Here is a 20,064-nt window from a genome sequence, read left to right on the forward strand (position 1 = left end):
TCAGTGAAACGCCCTGTGCGGATCCGCATGCAGGGTGTTGTGGGGGCTGAGGGTTAGAGACCCTCGGCTACCCGATTAAATGCTTTTGTTCGTTCCACACATTAAGCATTTTTGATATGGCCCGTAACGGCCGTCCTTGAATTCAGTAATACCGCCGCAGTTATGGCAGAACTCACTGGAGCCTTTATCCCAACGCCAAAGCCGGTAACCGCAATATACAGCCCATAAAACGCTGATAGAAAATAAAGCAATACTCAGTAGTGCCGTTCCTTTAACAAATAGATCAGAAATGCCACTAAAAAGCGTGCTATGTCCCAGTCCATCAAAACCGTTCATGGCTATGAATAGCAATACAAATGAACATAGAAAGAGAAAGATAGGTATACGAAAAAGTTTAAGTAACATCCAATTCATGATTCAACATCCATATTCAGAGCGCGGCCATTTAACATTTGTATATACGGGGGTCCGTGTATCTTCCTACATCGCTATTTGTTAAAAAAAACGGATTTAACTATTTGAAAATAAAGAAATGATTATAAAAAATCATACTCTTCCGTAACAAAACAAGCGTGCATATTAACAATTGATATACGGGGTCCGTATATCTACCCGCACCGCTATTGGTTAAAAACAGATGTAATTATTTGAAAAGGAAGGAGAAACTAAAGAATCGAAGCGCACTCTTCCGTGACAAAACGAGCATGCGCATTAACAATTGATATACACTGCCCGATTAAAAGGTGCCGCATATCTACCCATGCCAGACATCCACCTGTCTGATTTATAACTATTTTTAACCTAACAATGGTGGCAATACAAGCACACTTTTAGACAATAAACAGGGTAAACCCGTATAAACAGCATATCCATTTCTTACGAAAGTCCGTAACCATATAGGTCATCGTTATACGAATGTTATTGAGTGATTACATGGCCGGTATAGCAACAGGTACAGGCTGCTGGCGGTAGAACTGGCAGAGTAGCCTGTATACCTCAGGCATATGCTCCTTCATATTCGTTGGATCTTCAAAGAAGGTTTCGCTGCATACAGCGAAAAACTCAGCGGGGTCTGTTAAGGCATAATCGTCTAGAGGGAGCGGACGGTGTTTTTTATAATCATGCTGTAAACGATCCCATGCGGCGGTAAAAATGTCATGCCACTCTCCTGCTCGCATATTCGGATGCATGGGTGGAGCGCCATTAGCACCATCCCGCAGCATATCCAGTTTATGAGCTAACTCATGAATCACTACATTGCTTGCCTTAGTATGATTTACATGTGCACCGCTTTCACACACCGATTGCCAAGATAAGATAACAGGCCCTTTAGACCAAGCTTCGCCACTTAAGCCCGGACTTTTAGAATGAACCACCCCATTATCACTACGATAAGGACGGTTAGGGATAAAATCCCCCTCGTAAAGGATAAGGGTATACCAGTGATCGTACCAATCTAGGCCTAAGTGCAATATAGGCACACAAGCCATTGTGGCAACTTTTAAACACATTTCATTAGTAAACTGGAAATCACCACCCGATACAAAGTCCTTACGCACTAAAAAGCGGGATGCCATATCCCTTAACGCATCCCGTTCAGCACCTTGATAGCGTTCCATCACTGGCCAATCAGCGATGGCTGACTCCCACTCCTGCGTGGTAAAGCCCATTTTTTTAACGCGTCGGTTTTCCAACCAGTTATGGATTCGTTTAAACATGGTGAACTCGTTTACGGGCGGGCATCGTCATTTTCCGATAAATGGCGAATACACCGAGTGATATAAACGCCATAGTATAACGAAGCATTACGAAGAGGTAGCTAGGTTTATAGTGCCAGCTTCGCTTTTGCAGTGAGCTGCACCGCCTGATCACATGCATGTGCTAACTCAACACCCTTCTTTATAAAGTGGCGAGAGAAATAGTCGTTATGCTCATCATGCTCATGAAAGTGATGGGGCGTGAGTACTGCGGTTAAAACAGGCACTTCTGTTTCTAATTGAACTTGCATTAGCCCGCTACAGACCGCTTGTGCAACAAAGTCATGGCGATAAATACCGCCATCCACCACCAATCCGCTACAGGCAATCGCTGCGTACTGGCCACTTTTCGCCAGCAGTTTTGCTTGCAAGGGTATTTCAAACGCACCAGGTACAGCGATCACCTCGATCAGTGATACATCATACCCACGTGAAGTTAACTCTTTTTTAAATCCATCCAGACAATTGAGAACGATCTCTTCATGCCAAGTCGCATGTAGAAACGCAATTCGTTGTGTTGCAGGAGTGAAATTCGTTGAGCTCTGATTCATTACAAAATCCTATAAATAGAAAGTGAATCAGGGCGAACGGACAGGAAAATACGCCACATAGAGCGACACCACACCACTAAGATAAGCGGCGTAGTTTAATATTTTGTCTGACACGTTCCCTATCATCCGGACTATAACCGTCGGCTCTGGAATCACACCAGATCTGCTGACCCTAAAAGAAAGCTCTTAAAGGCGCTCGCGGGCTTAGAAATACTTCTTTACCGCCGGTGGGGAGTTTCACCCCGCCCCGAGAACGAAATCGAAATTATTCGACGGCGGCGAATATACTGCCTTTTACCGTGCATTGTCAAAATCAGATGCGCTCACGGGGTGAGCTCCTACAAACAAACATATTAACGCGCCCTTGTAGGAGGCCAACCTTTGGCCGAATAAAGCAGAACTCGCTCTGACCCTTTCGCTCACGGGGTGAGCGCATACAAAAAACATATTAACGCGCCTTTGTAGGAGGCCAACCTTTGGCCGAATAAAACAGAACTCGCTCTGAACCTTTCGCTCACGGGGTGAGCTCCTACAAAAAAAAACATATTAACGCGCCTTTGTAGGAGGCCAACCTTTGGCCGAAAAAAGCAGAACTCGCTCTGAACTTTTCGCTCACGGGGTGAGCGCATACAAAAAACATATTAACGCGCCTTTGTAGGAGGCCAACCTTTGGCCGAATAAAGCAGAACTCGCTCTGACCCTTTCGCTCACGGGGCACAACCCTTTATTGGTCATCGTCGTTTCTCTTCAATAGAGCCTGTGTGAAGCGTGGTTAAGGATCTTCTCGTTTTAAGCAACGACCTCTTGGCTCATCCCCTTCATGCAATACAACATCAGAATGCAGGAATTCTGCGGCCTCGGCAGACCCTTGGACTTTGATGCCACTACGCGCCAACATTTCCGCTTCAAACTCAGTTAGCACGCTTTCTCTCAGCCCTAGATTCCGCCATTGAGATAAAGGTCTACAGCCTTTTACGATTCCTCGCGCCAGCGCCAAAGCATCCAATAAGGCTTGATTAGCACCTTGACCTTTAAATGGGCTCATCGGATGAGCGGCATCGCCAATCAGTGTTGTCTGCCCCGCTTCCGCCAGCCGCTCGGGGGTTAGCAGTGCTCGGTCATACACGGGATAGCCCGAAACCAGAGATGGTTGGGTTGCAGCTAAAATCTGAGGTATAGGTTTATGCCACTGTGTTCTGCGGCATGCTTCATCTTTAAGCGCTTGTGCACCTTGTTCACTCAACGCTTTAGCCTCCGCTTCAGACATTGGGAAGCTAAGCTGCCACATCACTGACTCTGAATCATAGGGCATCATGTAGATTCGCTCATTACCATTAGCCGTTTGAAATACTGTAGCCCCATCAAGTAGCTCAGACTCAAGACCGTTTAAATCAGCTAAAGGGCAAATACCTAAAATGACAATACAGCCAAGGTAACGTAAAGGCGTAACCTCTTCATCCATGATTAACTGGCGTACGGCACTGCGAATACCATCCGCACCAACGACAAGGTCAGCTTGAACCTGTTTCATCGATCCACCGACGTTAAAACTCAGGTTAACCTTTTCATCCTCCAATGTTTGAATATCGGCTAGCTGATGCCCCCACTGCACCACATCGTGGCTACCGAGCTGATCCAGCAACGCTAAACGTAATGATTGTCGTGCAATATGAATATTGGTCCGTTTTGGCGATTTATGCGTAGTAAATTCCATCCACTTTCTTATCCCCCATTCACCTACCACTTTTCCTGTGGTCGTATGAACTAAGTGTCGTGTGGAAACTACACCCTCGTTTAAAGAAAACAGCCCTAGCCCTTCAATCGCTTTACTCGCTTGTTGCAAGGTAAGCCCATATCCCTGAGATCGAGCATCAAAGCAGTTATCACGTTCATAAAGGGTAAATGGAATCCCACGGTGTAGGCATGCTACAGCCAAAGCAACACCACCGATGCCGCCACCAATGATAGCAAGGTGCGGATAGTTTTCACTATCAACCGAGGGGGGATGAGCAGAAGGCAGAAGCCCTGAACCACCACAGTTTACACAGTCTTCAAGGTGGCCTTTAGGACGAACAGGTGCCATAGACGGTTCAGCGTTTGTTTTTTCAAACGCGTCCAACGCCCTTTGATAACTTAGCCGTACTTTTTTGCGCAGGCGTCGGTTTCGTCTACCGCGCCCCTGACATTCCTGACAAACAATCCAACTACTCTCTTGGTTTTTCACTGTGTAAACGTCTTATATAGTGAATGTGATGTTGACTGCTCGGTTATCAAAGATAAGAGGATGACTGACTATCCCTTTTTTGCATCAGCCTTTTTATCTTCTGCTTTTTTAACACGTATTCTATTGTGCCCAACCGTTTTGTTGTTCAAGTTACTCATTGCGGCTTTTGCTTCGCCCGGCTTTGGCATCTCCACAAAAGCAAAACCTTTAGATGTGCCTCCATCGCTATCGAGAACTAAATTACAGGATTGGACAGCACCGAATTCTTGGAACAAGCTTTTTAATTCATCTTCAGTGGTTAAACGGTCTAAGTTACGTATTAATAATTTCATATATCTTCCGGTCAAAGGTGTTCGTTAAAGACTGCGGTTTTTTCGATTTTTCACTAGCAGAACGCTATAGCTATGTCTAATGCTAAACAAACTCTCACAAAAATAGATAACATACTCAGCAGCCCTACTCAGCTTGACTCTTATGCCATTAAGTAGAGTATACACTTTTATTGAGTAGACCTCGTTTATTGCTCTACTCGTAGGCATGTTGCTGGCGCTCGTTATGGCGCGAAGACTTTGTGATTTTTATGCCCTGGACTTCACTAAAAGAGAGCTATAATGTCGTTGTACCTATTCGAAAAGCACTAGAAAACTCATCCATTACAATCGACAAGAACCAATTAATTAACTTTACCATTAGCGTGGGTGTTGCCGAAATAAACCTTGATAAACCCAATTTACAAAACACGATTTATCAAGCAGATAAAACGCTGTACAAAGCTAAAAATAATGGCCGCAATCAATCACTTGTATTTTCTGAATAAACTAAGGCCCGCAAGTAAGTCTATCTTGCCTGCCAAAGCAAAGAGCAAAGAGCAAAGAGCAAAGAGCAAAGAGCAAAGAGCAAAGCATATTAAGGATTATCCTGAATATGACTCAAAACACAGGCTTTACATATACATGCCTTGTGCCCATCTGTAGCGGAAACTTTATTTAATAAACTCTCCGGAAAAGTAACCCCACTCTCGGTACACCAACAAGGGGTATTATCCCTTAAAGACAAATGGCCGCACTGATTACTCTGGCCACATAATGGACAGTTTTCGGAATCATGGCTCGCCCCTTCATTCAAACTAAGCATAAAAAATAGTACCTATTTTATTCCGCAACAAAACGACTTCTTAACTTACCTATACTACCTATCAAGCACTTCGGATACGCGTTGCCGAAGTTTAGGAAGTAACTCAGCCTGAAACCATGGATTTCGGTTCAACCAAATATTATTACGTGGGCTAGGATGGGGAAGCGGAACAATCTTTGGCCAATAAGTTTTCCACGCGCGAACCGTTTCCGTCAGTGAAGATCGCTTATCATGCAAATGGTAGTTTTGTGCATATTGACCAATCACTAAGGTAAGCTCAATGTCCTGTAAATGGCTAAGCAGCTGATCACGCCAAGCCGGTGCGCATTCAGGTCGAGGTCGAAGGTCACCCGATTTTCCTGTACCTGGAAAACAAAACCCCATAGGTAAAATAGCTACGCATTTAGGATCATAAAACTGCTCTCGAGATATCCCCATCCACTCACGTAGCCGATCACCACTTGCATCGTCAAAAGGTATGCCTGCTTCATGGGCTTTTCTGCCTGGCGCTTGACCTACAATCAATATTTTCGCCTGAGGATCTATCTGCAAAATAGGCTTAGGCTCATAAGGCAGATTCTCTGTGCAGCGTGTGCAGGCATAAACCTCATCTAACAACGATGTAAATAAAGTCATACAGCCCATCCCTCCCAAATATAATACCTTACTACACTCAGTCTAGCACTCACCCCAGTTGGAACAGCGCGAAAGCAAACCTTTAAAAAAACCTGTGAGATATTATCTATTTAGAAAACAAAAAGCCCGACATATTAGCCGGGCTTTTAGCTTTTTAAGTAGCGTTTCTAGTAGCGCATACTTAAACATGTCTATTACGTCAGCCAGTCCTTTCTAAACAGCAGCCACCGCTAAACTGGCCGTTAGCAATACCTTCAGAAAAGCACTCATCCCTCCCCTTCATTGATAGCAGCTTCTGGACCACGAGCATTTTTACGGTTGCGGAACAGATCAAACACAGGTGGAACAATCAGTACAATCAACGCCACAGAGATAATCGCCAGTGTAAGCGGCCGCTCCCATAGGAATGCCAAACTACCATCAGAGATCATTAATGCTCGGCTTAGATTCGTTTCCATCAACCCACCTAGAATATAACCTAATAGCATAGGAGCCATCGGAAACTCTAGTAATTTAAGGAAGAGCGCAATAAGCGTAATAACCACCATCATATGAATATCGAAGGTATTAAAGCTGACCAGATAAACCCCTGTAATGGAGAAGAACAGGATCATTGGTATCAAAATTGGCCGAGGGATAATCAATAATTTAGAAATATACGGAATCAGCGGCAGGTTAAGAACCAACAAGACCAAATTACCGAAATACATTGAGATAATGACTGACCAGAAAACATCAGGGTTATCCAAAAACAACCGTGGTCCCGGCTGAATACCATAAGCGATCAACGCCCCCAGCATAATTGCGGTAGTGCCTGAACCAGGAATCCCTAACGTCAGCAACGGTACAAAAGAGCCCGTGGAAGCCGCATTATTAGCCGATTCTGGCGCTGCTACGCCCCGTAAAGAACCCTTACCAAACTTTAATTTTTCTTTTACCGAAGCTAAGTTACGCTCTAGGCCATAAGCTAAAAATGACGCTATGGTAGCACCCGCACCCGGTAAAACCCCGACCAGAAAACCAAATACGGATGAACGAGCAATTGTGGGAGCAACCTCTTTTATCTCCTCTTTACTGAGCTTCATACTGCCCAGCTTACTCATATCAACCTGCTCTTCTTCCTTCCGATGTTCGCCTTTTAAGACCGTCATGATTACTTCCGTCAACGCAAATGTCGCCATCGCTAACAATAAGAAGCTAATACCATCAATTAGATCAAGACTACCAAAAGTAAAACGGGTCGCGCCGGATGTTGTATCTGTACCTATAGTCGCGATCATCAAACCAAACACTGTCATTATCAGTGCTTTAATAACCTGCCCTTTACCTGAAAAAGCGGCGACAGCAGTAAGCCCTAAAATCATCAAGGCAAAATAGTCGGTCGATTGAAAACTAAGGGAAACTTTTGCTAACGCCGGTGCCGCAAAGAGTAGCGCAAGCGCCCCGATAGTCCCCCCGGAAAAAGAGGAATACGCCGCCAACGCCAACGCTTTACCTGCCTGATTTTTCTGTGCTAAAGGGTAACCATCAAATGCAGTCACTACCGTACTGGCACAACCCGGCGCGTTAATAAGTATAGAGGAGGTAGAACCACCGAATACCGCACCATAGTAGACCCCCGCCATCAGGATAATGCCCGAAGAAGGATCCAAACCATAGGTAATCGGGATCATTAAAGCCACAGCTGAGATAGGACCTAAGCCTGGCAGCATACCGATAAAGGTGCCCGCAAAACAGCCGACAACCACCATCATTAGATTAAAAGGCATAACCGCTGTGGATAGCCCGGTAAAAATTCCGTCTAACATCGCCTTAGCCTCCAAAAATTTGCATATACAACTGACCGGGTGCCAGATAGATATCCAGCAATTTGGCCAAGATAAACCAAATACTCACCGCAAATGGGACCGACACTAGCAACAACATTTTGATGCGCCGCTCACCCAACATCCAGAAGCCAGCTATCAAAAACAGCATGGTCGCCAACATAAAACCGGTCCACTCCAGTGCAAGACCAAAGCAAACAATCAACAGCAACAATTTGGCTACCAAAGCAAAGTCATAGCCATTAAGGCTCAAACGGTTTTCGACGGATCGTTTTGCCGTAAGTAACAATCCCACTGATAATACAGCGCCTAAGATCGCTAATGCATAAGGTACAGTGCGTGCCGTGAAGGGTTCAAACTCATCCCCCGGCAACATATGTATACTGCCGGCATAATAGCCGTAAAGGACCGATAGGCAGAGAAATACCAAACCACCAATATGATCTTTAGTTAACATCATAAAAGACTCCCGGACAGAGGCACTCTGTCGGATAAAACAAAAAGCTCCGGGCTTTCAACAATGATAATCTGCTACCCGTAGAGATTACCTGACCCGGAGAAGAGCTAAGAAATATTCCCTATAGCAGACACAAGCGCTGGTCTCACTTGGCCTGCTTATATGATCCAAGCTTTTAGGTTTTACTTAAGAAAACCTAATTCGCGCATCAGAGCACCCACCTCTTTTTCTTGCTGCTCTAAAAAAGTAACGAACTCATCATCAGGTTTAAAAAGCTCAACCCAACCATTACGGGCACGTACATTTTCCCAAGCATCAGTGTCATACATTTTTTTCAGAGTCGTCACAAACTCCGTTTTTTCTGTATCACTGATACCAGGCGCCGCAAAGAAACCACGCCAATTAACAAAGCTAGCGTCATAACCTAGCTCTTTAAGTGTCGGCACATCTGGAGCTGCTTCATTACGCTCTTCACCTGTCATTACCAAGATCCGAATTTCACCCGAATCGGCTAAGGTTAACGCTTCACTAAAACCGGTAGATAGAATAGATATTTCACCAGAAAGCAGACCGGCCATCGCCTTACCACCCGCATCATAAGCCACATAACGTACTTGGCGAGCATCACCACCAGATGCTTTAAAAGCCATAGCAGCAACTAAATGATCCATGCTGCCACGGGCTGAGCCACCCCCAATTTTCACGGAACGAGGCTTCTCGTTAAATTCAGCCACTACATCGTTAAAACTGTTGTATTTAGAATCCTTCCTGACAACAAAAGCACCAAAATCGCCTACGGTTGCAGCAATTGGTGTTAAGTCTCGGAATGATTGAGGAAACACCTTAGACAGTGAACGAATCACAATTGGAGTCGAGTTCACCATAAGTGTGTCATGCTTCTGTTTAGCTGTTTCAATAAGATGGGCAATCGCTTTACCGCCACCGCCACCTGACATATTTTCATAGGAGATGCTGTCGACTAAACCCGCTTTACTCAACGCCTCACCAACGCCTCGCGCGGTACCATCCCAACCACCCCCTGCGCCACCGGGTACCAAAAAGTGGATCGACTCCATAGCTGCTATATGAAAGGATGCGCCTGCAGTCAAACAGGTAGTTAACACCGCCGCTATTAAGGTTTTCTTATTCGCCGTTTTACCAAACATTGTGATTCCTCGCTCGTTAACGCTCATTTTTATAGTGCGATCCACAATAGTTTCCTGTTACTTTTTAATAAAGTTTATGGATTTAAAGGCTTTTTAAGACATAAAAAATATTTTGTTCATAATGTTCACGAGCCAAGCTAAAGCAGATTGATTACTATCTAAGGACGAGAAAACAAGAAAAGCTCCGACAACAGTTATTAAGTACGAGTGCGTACCATGAAGCTTCCGCAACTTAAATTGAAACAGCGAATGATCCTGATACTTGGGATTATGGCGCTCATACAGACCGGCTTTATTGGTCTATTTGCCCTTCACTATCTAGAGCGCTCGCTCGATGAACAGATTGCTCAACGCGCCTTAGATGTAGCTAAAACAATTGCGGTAATGCCCCATGTTGCTGAGGCGGTCGAACAGAAAAACAGCAACTATTTACAGCCTCTTAGCCTGTCTTTAGCCAAAACAACAGGAGCACGTTTTGTTGTCATCGGTGATAATAAAGGCATACGCCTAGCACACCCGATACCAGAGAAGATTGGCTATTCCATGTCTGACGATGATGGGGATAGTGGCTCCCAAGCTCTGATTCAAGGATATGGATATATAGCTAAAGCGGTGGGGTCACTCGGTTGGTCCATGCGTGGAAAAACCCCTATTATCAATCCAGAAGGCAATATTGTAGGCATTATCTCTGTTGGCTACGATCTTGACCGAGTTAATCAGATTATCAACCGTTATCGGCTCACACTTATCTTAGTCATTCTCTGCTCTTTTATGCTCAGCGCAGTCATTGCCGTCTGGTTCGCTAGCCATTTTAAAAGCGCTATATTTGGACTCGAACCCGAACAAATAGCCCGGTTGTTTGATGAACAACGCGCCACACTAGAATCTGTCCGAGAAGGTATTATTGCCATCAACAACGCCAGTGAAATCACCACCATCAATCAGGCTGCTATTGAAACCTTAGGACTCCCTAAAGACATCAACCTGATCGGCCGTAAAGTCGATGAGATCCTGCCAGACAGTTCAATGCTGAGCGTACTAAAAAGCGGTGAGCCTCAATTTGATAGCGAGGTCTGGCGAGGTGATCACTGTATTATTGCCAACCGTCTCCCCTTAAAACAGGGCGATACAATCATCGGTGCGGTATCCAGTTTTCGACGCAAAGATGAGCTGGATATGATCAGCCAAAAACTGACTAGGATTCAACAATATGCGGACACTTTACGCAGTCAGTCCCATGAGTATTCCAACAAACTACACACCATCGCCGGACTTATTCAAATTGGCGCAACCGATCAAGCTTTACAGCTAATAGGGCAAGAAACCCAAAGCCATCAAGCGTTAATCAAACTACTGATGAAAGCGGTACCCGATCCAGTATTAGCAGGATGCTTATTAGGCAAATATAATCGGGCACGGGAGATGGGGCTATCCTTAGTCATTGACCCTGAAAGTGAAATGACCAGTCTGCCCGATAAACTCCCCCGAGAGCAATTAGTCAGCATCCTCGGAAACCTGATCGATAATGCTCTAGAAGCGACTCTAAACTATCACGCTAGAGAAGGTATAGTACAGCTCTCGATGACCGATCTAGGGAACGATCTGATTTTTGAAATTGAAGATCAAGGCCCAGGTATCCCACTAGAACAGCAGGATAAAATTTTCGAAAAAGGCGTCAGCAGCAAAAGTAACGATGGCCACGGTTATGGACTACACTTGGTGAAAAACTTACTTGATAAGCTTAATGGAACAATCACCATCGAGAGCAGTTCTGATGGTGGCAGCCGCTTTACCGTCTATATCCCTAAAAATAAAAAATAGTACGGATTGAATAACTAATGATAAAAGTAATCATTGCCGAAGATGATCCACAAATTGCTGAAATTCAGCGGCGCTTTCTCGAACGAATTGAGGGGTTTGAACTGATCGGTATCGCCCATCGCCTAACCGATGCGGAAGATCTCATCGAGATCATGCAACCTGACCTTTTACTACTGGATATCCAATTCCCAACAGGCACAGGATTTGACCTTCTTCGCAAAATCCGTGCAGGCAACAATGCTATCGATGTAATCATGATCACCGCCGCAAAAGAGGTCGATACCCTTAGGGAAGCTCTCCATGGCGGTGTGTTTGATTATATTCTTAAACCGCTAGTCTTCGAACGGCTACAAGAAACGCTACACAACTACCAACAACACCTAGAAAAGCTACGCGCCCTAGAAACCTTAGCCCAATGCGATGTCGATCGAGTACTACCTCGCAGCAACACTCAAGATTCCACTACACAGGAAAGCATACGCTTACCTAAAGGAATTGATGCGATCACTCTAGATAATGTGTATAAGGTTTTTGCCGAACGAGACGGTACACTAAACGCCGAAGAGGTCGGTGAAATTATCGGGGCCAGCCGTACCACCGCCCGTCGTTATTTGGAATATATGGTTAGTTGTACCGAACTATCTGCAGAGGTCAGCTACGGCACAGTTGGACGTCCAGAGAGACGCTATCAAAGATGTCACTCTTAACCTCCATACCTTGACCTTAGAACACCGCTGCCTCAGATAAAATAAAAAATGCCCGCCCATAAACAAGGTAGGCACTTGATTAACTGAAGGGAATTGAGGGGCGGTGTCTATAAACAACTCTTACAGGTTACGGCCTGAGCTCTTAGGCACAAATAACAGATTCGGATTCGCATGCATATTGACTGTAGCAACCTGAGCGAGTTTATTATGGGCCAAGGCTGAAGGTGTAGAAGTAGTCACCAGGTTTAGATAACCATTCATATCGAATGGACCACCTTTGATGCTGATAGGCTCTTTTCTGGGCTGATCCGAACCGACAACCGCCGTCTTGTTCAAATAACCTGCCATATCATAAAAGCCACCTTTATATTGAGTAGAAACACCTTCAGAACCTGCGACAGCAGATAAAGAAAAAACCATCGCCGAGACAAAACCTATTCCTATTTTTAAATTCATAACACAGCCTGCTTATAGTTAATTATTCATTACCCTTTTTATAGGGCATTAAGCGTTCTGATATGAAATTGCAGAGACAGTGCCAATTAGATAAAAATAAAGACCGTTACACCTAATCACCATGTATAACGATTGAAATCAGTTAGTTACAAGTCAGTCCTTATAAAGTATTTTATTTCATCATAAAAAAATGATGCAGAGTCTGTTTCTCTTTCGCTACAACAGCCATAACAGCTGTTGCAATAAAGCTACGACCTAAGCTCCTACCATTACACTGAACCTTTCGCTCACGAGGTGCAAGCGACAAGAAAAAAGTCAGATAAGCACTAGGTAAGACGCACCCTAGCGCCCCACTCTCTATTTGCAGAGCTGGTGACTATCTAATGTGATCACACAACTATTAGGATTAAGCGCTTGCCAATAGACTTTATCAAGTATGGCATTACAGCCGGCATCTTCTATAAGGGCAATATCCTCATCGCACAATAGAAGCACCGCATTGTCACCTTGCACTTCAACTTTGATGATATATTCGGCAAAAGGGGCAACCTTATCCGGTTGCTCAATCGAAACACGTTCTAAGGCTTGATGACCATTTTCAATCGCAACCTCTCCAAATTTAATAGAACCATCAACCGTTTGAGACAGGTCTTTAAATTGTGACGCTAAGTCATACATTTTTTCATCGTTATAAGGGTTAGATGTGGAGCATCCAAGGATTAGCACAGATACAATGATAAAAAATAGCAGTTTCATATGTTATTCCAAGCAGTTAAATTTCCGTCTTCGCAGAGGCCGGTATCTAAATTCCAGTTTAAGAACATATCCACACTCCCCTCATCAAAAACAGCATTAGCCAAACAGCAAATGTATTCCCTAACGTTTTCAACAGCACGTTCGAAAATAAAATCGTAATCGGCGACTCCATCAGGTGTTTTTAAAGCTTTAATATAAGAAAGATCGATGGCGTCTTGACTGGGATAAACTAACCCTTGTTTCGCCGCAACATGCCGAGCAAAAGGAAAAAGCCGATAACCTTCGTCGGCGTTATCCACTATGAACTGAAAACCTTTATGCCAACCATTAATATCTGGCGGTGTAGCATTCGCTTTTTCAGGAAAGAGCTCCGTTAAACAGTCTCCCCATAACGTCGTGATGGTTTTATCTAAATCCGATGGATGATGAGCATCATTACAGGCACCAATATTATCTCTAACTCTATCGGCATAACCGATCTTACCTAAGTTCAGCGTTGGCCAGATATATGCATCTTGATTCATTTCACAGATCCGGTGCTCTTTTGCATTCTCCTTATAAGGCCCAACTCTCAGCTCAATCACAGGGTGAATTGTAATATCAGTTATAACATGGGCAACAAAACCACACAGCCAAGAAAACGCTTTCTCTTGCTCTTTACTAGGTAGCACTTTCACAAGCAGAATTGCTTTTTTTATTAAAAAGCCTACCTTTTCATAATGCATCTTATCTGCCCACGCTCTTTGAGCTGAGCTTATTAACATCAAATAGGGATAGTCAGGGCTGACACAACCCAACTCAATAAACTTTTGATTTCTACTTAGGATTAACTTTGCCCTCTTAGGCATATCTAGTTTGTTGAGGTTTGTATTACTGAGTGCGAAATTAACCGCTGTAATATGTGCAAATGCACCAGGCATAGTTAGACCTTATTATTAATCATCTATTCGTTACGTTGCTGTTAATGGCTTAACCTGGAGCAATACCGTGGAGGCCAATCCCATATGATCATTTTAAGAACTTAAGGGTCAGGTCTTGCAGAGTGCTCATGACCTATGGAAGTTAAGCGATGTAACGCACCTAAAAAGTCACTTCTTAGCGATCGTGACATAATTCACACGCCTTGTGAAAGTTTGTCAAAAATAACAATAAATCAACTTACAAAAATATGGACCTAGCTAAGTATTAGTAACCAATATACACGATGCAAGACCTGACCCTGTTGTGAGTGCTCAAGACCTATTATGAATAGCAGAAGTAAAACCCCGAAGGTTAACGTTTCTATAAAAAACTCTGCAGCCCTGTGCATCGGTGATATGCAATGCATCTGGAGGTGTCTGAGCATGGCCTATACCGTTAGTACGAAACGCTCCCTGCAGGGCGTTCTCGCAAAACTCATGCATAGGTGATATGGGATTCGGGTTCATTCTCGACACTTTCGAAACACTCTGAGCTGAGGATGTCGCACGTAATGTGTCGATCTCATGCATGCAATAATCGGTTATCTTAGAACGCCAGAACGCTTCATAGGCTTCCAATCGAGCCGGATCGGTTGGCGCAACATAGGTAGCATAGATTGTATTACGTCCGGTAGAAAGAGTACGCTTCCAACTTACAGAACGGATGAAATCTGCATTGGGTTGCCGGTCTTCAGTTTGAAAGAGCAACGATTGTACGGATTCGGGCCGATTCTGTTTTTTCTTCTTACTATCGTCACTATCAGCGGCTTTTTCGTAACCACCGCTTGCCAAAGCTAACTGAACCTCATCCTTCGGCATCGCTAGGTTCACGCCTTCAATATTCTTCCGCATAGATCGGCATAATCTTCTGCGACCGCTGACCCGCTGCTGAGAGCTAGCAGACCAAGTACACATGATACTGTTTTTAATTTCAGTATCGATGCATCCAATGCGGTTTGTAGGAATATTAGCTGACTCCTTTAATCCCAGCAATCAACATGCATGCTGCAAGACCTGACCTCTTCCTTTCTGTTTTTTTTTACGATTAATTGGCCTGCACTTATACAAAAGATATGTTTTCTGTAAGACCTCAGAAATACTAACGCTTAAAGCTGCCGCGCAGAATGCGTCGGCTGGCTTTTCTTGTTATGTAAATAATTGCTCAATATCTGCCGCCCTGGCCAAAAAGTAAAAGCCACAGACTAGAGAAGTATAAAACCATAAGACACTAAGATTACTTATGAGCGGAACTTCATGCCCAAACAAGCCAAGCAAACCAAAGCTAAGAGCGAATAACGATAATATTTTGAGAGCCATTTCATGTGTGAAAATATGCAGTAGTAATAGGAGATCGTGTATTCCCCAAGCACTAAAACCTATAGTGACCACTGATACACTAAAAACAGCAATGAACTGAAAGAGTTGAATTCCAATACTTTCTCCCTCCTGTACCGAAAGGCCAAAAATACTAAAACCTGACTGAGATAAATAAGCAGTAACGAATAACGGTATTATCAACACCTTACTCAATTCCCTTAACGTCTTTATATCTGCAATTTTAGGGACAACTTCCATCACTTATTAACACTCCCTGTTTACCAACGCTCAAAGCACGGGTGCGCAGCACCCCGTACCTTTTGCTTGTTAGATTATTGATAGCTAAACCAAGAGTCAGCTCTTGCATTGTGCGGTAGTTGCTATTCTTCGACTCACTGCAGAATAACTTATCTCAACATGCACGATGTAAGACCTAACTCCTTTAACTTATGTAGTCACCACTCTCAGCCCACGCTTTGTTAGTAAACTTAGGAGAATAATGTGATAGCGATAGCTTTGCCAAAATTAGCTCCTTTCTTTCTATAGCTGCTTAGCATTCAAAGTAGTCGCGAAGTATATGTCGGATGCCTTTTTTGTTATGCATATTTTTTGAGGAAATTCTCAAAGCTATATGATACTGGCGGAGATATTCCAAACTTTCCAAACCGTTGCTTTAGCTCACTCCATCTGCTTTTTAAATTCCCTCTATTTCTGGCAAACGGATGTAACCAAATCCAATCTAGGGTATAGCCATCATCTAAACCACCCCAAAAACAAGCACCACCTATAACTCGATTAGGATAGTGATCTAACTCCTCGACCAAATCCATAGCTCTTTCACAAAATAAAACACCGACACAATCATCAGGATGATCACTAATATGATAACCCGGAAAATCATACTTAAACTCTCTTCTAAAATACTGAGCCATACATGCCAATGACTTCTGATATCGACAATCAGACCTAGGATACACGTACAGAATATCTATATATTCATCAAGATCATCAAAAACTAGGAGTTCGATATCATATTGCATCTCGGCACATTCCTGTATAACAGCTAAATATATGACAGATTGTCGCGATTAAACACGACAAGTTCTCATATATCTCCAAGAAAGGATATTAAAAGAGTATTGTGATGTATTGAATTTCATTAGCGTTCCTTGCTCGAGGATATATCATCCATGGATGAGCATTACATCGTTGCCTTACTAGCCCTGCATAAAAGTCTAACCGATGGAATGTTCTCTATAAAAATAGCATAAGAGCATGCTATCGCTTTCCCCGCTTTACCGTCAATACGTGACCATTACACGCACACTATTAAACATAGCACTCCCGTAGAGAAAAAAGCGGCTCCAAATAAGCCCTCTTTCGCGCACGGGCTAAGCGCCAATAAGTTAAAAGCTTATTTTAAGCCCTTAAACAAAAAAACACTTTCATTTGAATTTAGTTCGCTCCTTACTAATTGCTCTAGCAAGCATTTTGTCAGGCGGAGGCAACATCCTTTGATACTCAAGTGCTTTGAGCACCCCATACATAAGCTGCGGATGAAGATAATTAACCTGATAGATACGACCTTTTTCTGCTTTTTTCTTAATCAGCCCTTTTTCGAGCATACCGCCAAGTAATCTTGATCTATATGCCGAGGCGAGCTCAAGGTCTGCGGTGTCACCAGTCTTGAAACTTTCCAAATGATATACACATTTCAAAATCTTATGATCATTCTGCTCAATTTTCCCGTGTTCATAGGCTCCATCGATTGCCGAGAGTAGGATCTTCTTTTTAACAAAGTCAAAGTCCATAAGATTAGTAACTTTTTTGAACTCCTTAACTATTCCACCCAGTACATATATAAGCCACTCCTCCTTGGAAATATTATTTGATAGGTCATCACAAGCAGACAAGCGAGCGTTGTATTCAGATCTATCTCCACAAAAGATAGACGATGGGGTAAGTAACCCTGCGACACTAAAATTAGCTTTGATCAACATAGCATGAGTAAGTAATCGCCCAACCCTACCATTTCCATTGTTGAACGGATGAATCCAAGCAAAATGTTGATGTGCCTGTCCTATCTTTATTGCATCATATTTCTTTCCATGATCTGTTTCGATAAATTCAAATAAACGTTGCATGTATTTTGCATTGTCTGGAAAAATAGGCGGATAGTGATATTTTCCTGTTGTTTCACTCCCTACACGTCTGACCCCTTCCTCCTTGATAAATGAATATTGACCTGGATGCATATCACCATCACCTCCAGCTTGTACAGGTGTCAGTCCATCCACAACAATTTCGTGAAGTGTACATATAAGATCTCCGTCTATGTCACCCTCGTTCTCGAGATGTCTCATAGTATGCGTTAAGGCCTTCTCGTAATTGGAAATCTCTTTAATCGGCTCCTTTACAAAATCACCACATTGCCTAGCTTGAGCGTACTCAACTATCTCTGTTGTATTGCCCTCAAGCCGAAGGGACATCAAACTTTCTGCAGAATGTAGAATGTCTTTGAGCTGGAAAAAAAGCCAGTCTGGTGTAGTCCCGTGAGGCCTGTAAGCCCTAAGTTCCTCAAGCTCGAAGCCTAGATCAACAACTGGACTATCGTAAGAAATTGGCCAAAGACTAAAGGAATTGATATCAAGACTCACAAATAACTCCCATTAAGTGACATTAGTAGAATATTAAAAATGACATGAAAGTTCTTCAAAGGCAACAAATACAAGGATTTAAAGCAATATCATTCAAGTGAATTATATGCCATAAAAATATCATAGTCTTACCTAGTTATATGACATCGGCCGCGAGAACTAATTGATATTGAGTGGGTCTTCTGTCAGGAAACAGTATCACTTCTAGAAATAAGTATAGAATTACATTATATGTAAGACACGCTCTAAAGGAATGTAACGCTCGCATTTGCGGCTGGTTTTGAACGGAAAACCAGTCCGGCAACATGCGCTGTTAGAATTATTCAACGCTCGGAACAAGATGATTGATAGCTGATAACACATCTTCCAAACCATCATTGTAACTATTACGAAAGTCAGCGTATTTTTTTGTTTTCAATAATTCTGGTATTTCACAATCTCTATATAGAACTGGAAGAACATGTATATTTCCACTACTTACTTCGTCCCAGTATTTATTTTGCCACTCTCTTTCGACCCAGTTTGAGTTAATCGAATTTTCTGACAGAATCACAATGACGAAATCAGCTTCTTTGACACCCAGAGATATTTTCGCCGGAGTTGATTCACCTACGTTGATCTCCCACTCATCAAGCCAAGGCTTGTGCCCGGAAGCTTTAAGATCAGTAGCAACCCATCTTGCAAATGGCTTATCTTCAGATGAATGTGAAATGAAAATGCTTGCCCCGTTTTCCACGTTTGAATACCTTGCCTCAATCATGCGATCAACTAATGTTGAATCCACGTAGTGTAATTCTCTTAAGAATGAATCCTCCTCTTCAGGTTCAACGTCTAAATCTGGATCTCGTATTCTTGCAAACCGACCACACAAATCATGAAGCTCTTCACGCCTTTTCATTAGATCGTCTGTTGTAACCGCTCTAATATAATCATGTGGCAGCAAGTAGTACCCTTTAGCTATGAATAAGTCGCCGAAGTAACGATAGCTACATCTAATGCTTTTAAGTTTTCTTCCTCGACACCCTCTACGTCTCTCCATGAGTCACTATCCCAGAAGTCGGGGTCAATATTTTCTTCATCAGAAAACAGAGAGTCATCGTAATACCCAATTTTACCTTTATGATCGCCCTTAATAACGATTACAGGTCCCCAATCACCATTCATCGATAATCCTTATTTCTAATAGCTAAAACATAACCGATTATCTCGATTAAACACGTCAAGTTGTCATATATCTCCAAGAAAGGGTATTAAAAAGTATTGTGACGTATTGAATTTCGTCAGCTTTCCTTGCTAGAGGATTTCTCATCCATGGAGAAAATTACAGAGTTGTCCTACTATCCTTACATAACATTCTAACGGATGGAATGTCCTATATAAAAATAGCATAAGAGCATGCTATCGCCTTCCCCGTTATACCGTCAATACATGAGGCCTCCTACGCGCACACCCTCAATACCCGTAGAGAAATAAAACCTCTTTAAATAAGCCCTCTTTCGCGCACGGGCTAAGCGCCTATAGGTTAAGCGTAAAGCGCTTAAACAAAAAAACACGCCCTTGGGCGCACTGCTGTCCCACAATTTTTTAATCATAAAGGGATCCTCATCTGAGGGTCCCTTTTTTGTCGCTCTGGCGGTGAC

General features: G+C 43.2%; 22 protein-coding genes and 1 riboswitch. Of the genes, 3 read left to right on the forward strand and 19 right to left on the reverse strand.

Going from position 1 to position 20,064, the window contains the following annotated elements; translation table 11 throughout:
• Positions 1 to 75: 75 nt before the first annotated feature.
• The 5 genes from A3774_RS15620 to A3774_RS15640 form a co-directional block, all read right to left on the reverse strand.
• A complete protein-coding gene (locus A3774_RS15620) occupies positions 76 to 414 on the reverse strand; it encodes a hypothetical protein (protein ID WP_067869824.1) in 339 nt (112 codons plus the stop codon).
• Positions 415 to 929: 515 nt separating this feature from the next.
• The gene (locus A3774_RS15625) at positions 930 to 1,718 is read right to left on the reverse strand and encodes a M90 family metallopeptidase (RefSeq protein WP_067869827.1); all 789 of its coding nucleotides are present in this window, start codon (positions 1,716 to 1,718) and stop codon (positions 930 to 932) included.
• A gap of 107 nt (positions 1,719 to 1,825) precedes the next feature.
• Entirely contained in the window at positions 1,826 to 2,308 is a 483-nt protein-coding gene (locus A3774_RS15630; protein ID WP_067869829.1) for a 6,7-dimethyl-8-ribityllumazine synthase, read from the reverse strand.
• 110 nt (positions 2,309 to 2,418) lie between these two features.
• Positions 2,419 to 2,567: riboswitch (FMN riboswitch) on the reverse strand.
• Positions 2,568 to 3,080: 513 nt separating this feature from the next.
• Positions 3,081 to 4,532, reverse strand: coding sequence for an FAD-dependent oxidoreductase (locus A3774_RS15635; RefSeq protein ID WP_067869832.1), 1,452 nt, complete (start codon positions 4,530 to 4,532; stop codon positions 3,081 to 3,083).
• A gap of 68 nt (positions 4,533 to 4,600) precedes the next feature.
• Positions 4,601 to 4,864: an RNA recognition motif domain-containing protein gene (locus tag A3774_RS15640; protein WP_067869835.1), complete on the reverse strand. Its 264-nt coding sequence runs from the start codon at positions 4,862 to 4,864 to the stop codon at positions 4,601 to 4,603.
• A gap of 239 nt (positions 4,865 to 5,103) precedes the next feature.
• Between A3774_RS15640 and A3774_RS15645 the strand changes: the two genes are divergently transcribed.
• On the forward strand, positions 5,104 to 5,349 hold the full coding sequence (locus tag A3774_RS15645; RefSeq protein ID WP_067869837.1) for a GGDEF domain-containing protein: 246 nt from the start codon (positions 5,104 to 5,106) through the stop codon (positions 5,347 to 5,349).
• Positions 5,350 to 5,438: 89 nt separating this feature from the next.
• Here A3774_RS15645 and A3774_RS17265 read toward each other — a convergent pair whose 3' ends face one another.
• The 5 genes from A3774_RS17265 to A3774_RS15665 form a co-directional block, all read right to left on the reverse strand.
• Positions 5,439 to 5,666, reverse strand: a complete 228-nt coding sequence (locus A3774_RS17265) for a cysteine-rich CWC family protein (protein ID WP_075108000.1) — start codon at positions 5,664 to 5,666, stop codon at positions 5,439 to 5,441.
• Between the two features lie 54 nt (positions 5,667 to 5,720).
• Positions 5,721 to 6,302: a uracil-DNA glycosylase family protein gene (locus A3774_RS15650; protein WP_067869840.1), complete on the reverse strand. Its 582-nt coding sequence runs from the start codon at positions 6,300 to 6,302 to the stop codon at positions 5,721 to 5,723.
• A 266-nt stretch (positions 6,303 to 6,568) separates the two neighbouring features.
• The gene (locus tag A3774_RS15655) at positions 6,569 to 8,110 is read right to left on the reverse strand and encodes a tripartite tricarboxylate transporter permease (RefSeq protein ID WP_067869843.1); all 1,542 of its coding nucleotides are present in this window, start codon (positions 8,108 to 8,110) and stop codon (positions 6,569 to 6,571) included.
• Positions 8,111 to 8,114: 4 nt separating this feature from the next.
• Positions 8,115 to 8,588 (reverse strand): tripartite tricarboxylate transporter TctB family protein, encoded by a 474-nt coding sequence (locus A3774_RS15660; RefSeq protein ID WP_067869846.1) that lies wholly within the window; start codon positions 8,586 to 8,588, stop codon positions 8,115 to 8,117.
• 179 nt (positions 8,589 to 8,767) lie between these two features.
• Positions 8,768 to 9,751: a tripartite tricarboxylate transporter substrate binding protein gene (locus A3774_RS15665; RefSeq protein WP_067869885.1), complete on the reverse strand. Its 984-nt coding sequence runs from the start codon at positions 9,749 to 9,751 to the stop codon at positions 8,768 to 8,770.
• A gap of 216 nt (positions 9,752 to 9,967) precedes the next feature.
• Here A3774_RS15665 and A3774_RS15670 point away from each other — a divergent pair, with 216 nt between their 5' ends.
• Positions 9,968 to 11,572 carry an ATP-binding protein gene (locus tag A3774_RS15670; protein ID WP_067869849.1) on the forward strand — a complete coding sequence of 535 codons (1,605 nt, stop codon included), beginning with the start codon at positions 9,968 to 9,970 and terminating at the stop codon, positions 11,570 to 11,572.
• Between the two features lie 17 nt (positions 11,573 to 11,589).
• A complete protein-coding gene (locus A3774_RS15675; protein ID WP_067869852.1) occupies positions 11,590 to 12,279 on the forward strand; it encodes a response regulator in 690 nt (229 codons plus the stop codon).
• Between the two features lie 120 nt (positions 12,280 to 12,399).
• Here the strand turns inward: A3774_RS15675 and A3774_RS15680 are convergent, their stop codons facing one another.
• The 9 genes from A3774_RS15680 to A3774_RS16830 form a co-directional block, all read right to left on the reverse strand.
• Positions 12,400 to 12,735 carry a hypothetical protein gene (locus tag A3774_RS15680; RefSeq protein ID WP_067869855.1) on the reverse strand — a complete coding sequence of 112 codons (336 nt, stop codon included), beginning with the start codon at positions 12,733 to 12,735 and terminating at the stop codon, positions 12,400 to 12,402.
• Positions 12,736 to 13,092: 357 nt separating this feature from the next.
• Positions 13,093 to 13,491, reverse strand: a complete 399-nt coding sequence (locus A3774_RS15685; RefSeq protein WP_067869858.1) for a hypothetical protein — start codon at positions 13,489 to 13,491, stop codon at positions 13,093 to 13,095.
• Complete coding sequence (locus A3774_RS15690) at positions 13,488 to 14,411, reverse strand: zinc dependent phospholipase C family protein (protein WP_067869861.1); 924 nt, start codon at positions 14,409 to 14,411, stop codon at positions 13,488 to 13,490. Before A3774_RS15690 ends, A3774_RS15685 begins: the two co-directional genes overlap by 4 nt.
• A gap of 312 nt (positions 14,412 to 14,723) precedes the next feature.
• Positions 14,724 to 15,302, reverse strand: coding sequence for a hypothetical protein (locus A3774_RS15695; RefSeq protein ID WP_067869864.1), 579 nt, complete (start codon positions 15,300 to 15,302; stop codon positions 14,724 to 14,726).
• Between the two features lie 294 nt (positions 15,303 to 15,596).
• On the reverse strand, positions 15,597 to 16,028 hold the full coding sequence (locus tag A3774_RS15700; protein WP_156473736.1) for a hypothetical protein: 432 nt from the start codon (positions 16,026 to 16,028) through the stop codon (positions 15,597 to 15,599).
• A 335-nt stretch (positions 16,029 to 16,363) separates the two neighbouring features.
• Positions 16,364 to 16,807 carry a hypothetical protein gene (locus A3774_RS15705; RefSeq protein WP_067869872.1) on the reverse strand — a complete coding sequence of 148 codons (444 nt, stop codon included), beginning with the start codon at positions 16,805 to 16,807 and terminating at the stop codon, positions 16,364 to 16,366.
• A gap of 405 nt (positions 16,808 to 17,212) precedes the next feature.
• On the reverse strand, positions 17,213 to 18,424 hold the full coding sequence (locus A3774_RS15710; RefSeq protein ID WP_067869875.1) for a Fic family protein: 1,212 nt from the start codon (positions 18,422 to 18,424) through the stop codon (positions 17,213 to 17,215).
• 319 nt (positions 18,425 to 18,743) lie between these two features.
• A complete protein-coding gene (locus tag A3774_RS15715) occupies positions 18,744 to 19,367 on the reverse strand; it encodes a toll/interleukin-1 receptor domain-containing protein (protein ID WP_067869877.1) in 624 nt (207 codons plus the stop codon).
• Between the two features lie 14 nt (positions 19,368 to 19,381).
• Positions 19,382 to 19,588, reverse strand: a complete 207-nt coding sequence (locus tag A3774_RS16830; RefSeq protein ID WP_067869880.1) for a hypothetical protein — start codon at positions 19,586 to 19,588, stop codon at positions 19,382 to 19,384.
• Positions 19,589 to 20,064: the final 476 nt, after the last annotated feature.

This window comes from Neptuniibacter marinus (assembly GCF_001597725.1).
In the GTDB taxonomy this organism is placed as follows: Bacteria; Pseudomonadota; Gammaproteobacteria; order Pseudomonadales; family Balneatricaceae; genus Neptuniibacter; species Neptuniibacter marinus.

Bases quoted from the DNA above. Each gene is read 5' to 3' on its own strand.
- A3774_RS15640 (WP_067869835.1), bottom strand. From the start codon at position 4,864: ATGAAATTATTAATACGTAACTTAGACCGTTTAACCACTGAAGATGAA.
- A3774_RS15655 (WP_067869843.1), bottom strand. From the start codon at position 8,110: ATGTTAGACGGAATTTTTACCGGGCTATCCACAGCGGTTATGCCTTTT.
- A3774_RS15650 (WP_067869840.1), bottom strand. From the start codon at position 6,302: ATGACTTTATTTACATCGTTGTTAGATGAGGTTTATGCCTGCACACGC.
- A3774_RS15620 (WP_067869824.1), bottom strand. From the start codon at position 414: ATGAATTGGATGTTACTTAAACTTTTTCGTATACCTATCTTTCTCTTT.
- A3774_RS15685 (WP_067869858.1), bottom strand. From the start codon at position 13,491: ATGAAACTGCTATTTTTTATCATTGTATCTGTGCTAATCCTTGGATGC.
- A3774_RS15665 (WP_067869885.1), bottom strand. From the start codon at position 9,751: ATGTTTGGTAAAACGGCGAATAAGAAAACCTTAATAGCGGCGGTGTTA.
- A3774_RS15690 (WP_067869861.1), bottom strand. From the start codon at position 14,411: ATGCCTGGTGCATTTGCACATATTACAGCGGTTAATTTCGCACTCAGT.
- A3774_RS15670 (WP_067869849.1), top strand. From the start codon at position 9,968: ATGAAGCTTCCGCAACTTAAATTGAAACAGCGAATGATCCTGATACTT.
- A3774_RS15705 (WP_067869872.1), bottom strand. From the start codon at position 16,807: ATGCAATATGATATCGAACTCCTAGTTTTTGATGATCTTGATGAATAT.
- A3774_RS15695 (WP_067869864.1), bottom strand. From the start codon at position 15,302: ATGCGGAAGAATATTGAAGGCGTGAACCTAGCGATGCCGAAGGATGAG.
- A3774_RS15630 (WP_067869829.1), bottom strand. From the start codon at position 2,308: ATGAATCAGAGCTCAACGAATTTCACTCCTGCAACACAACGAATTGCG.
- A3774_RS15675 (WP_067869852.1), top strand. From the start codon at position 11,590: ATGATAAAAGTAATCATTGCCGAAGATGATCCACAAATTGCTGAAATT.
- A3774_RS15625 (WP_067869827.1), bottom strand. From the start codon at position 1,718: ATGTTTAAACGAATCCATAACTGGTTGGAAAACCGACGCGTTAAAAAA.
- A3774_RS16830 (WP_067869880.1), bottom strand. From the start codon at position 19,588: ATGAATGGTGATTGGGGACCTGTAATCGTTATTAAGGGCGATCATAAA.
- A3774_RS15660 (WP_067869846.1), bottom strand. From the start codon at position 8,588: ATGATGTTAACTAAAGATCATATTGGTGGTTTGGTATTTCTCTGCCTA.
- A3774_RS15680 (WP_067869855.1), bottom strand. From the start codon at position 12,735: ATGAATTTAAAAATAGGAATAGGTTTTGTCTCGGCGATGGTTTTTTCT.
- A3774_RS17265 (WP_075108000.1), bottom strand. From the start codon at position 5,666: ATGCTTAGTTTGAATGAAGGGGCGAGCCATGATTCCGAAAACTGTCCA.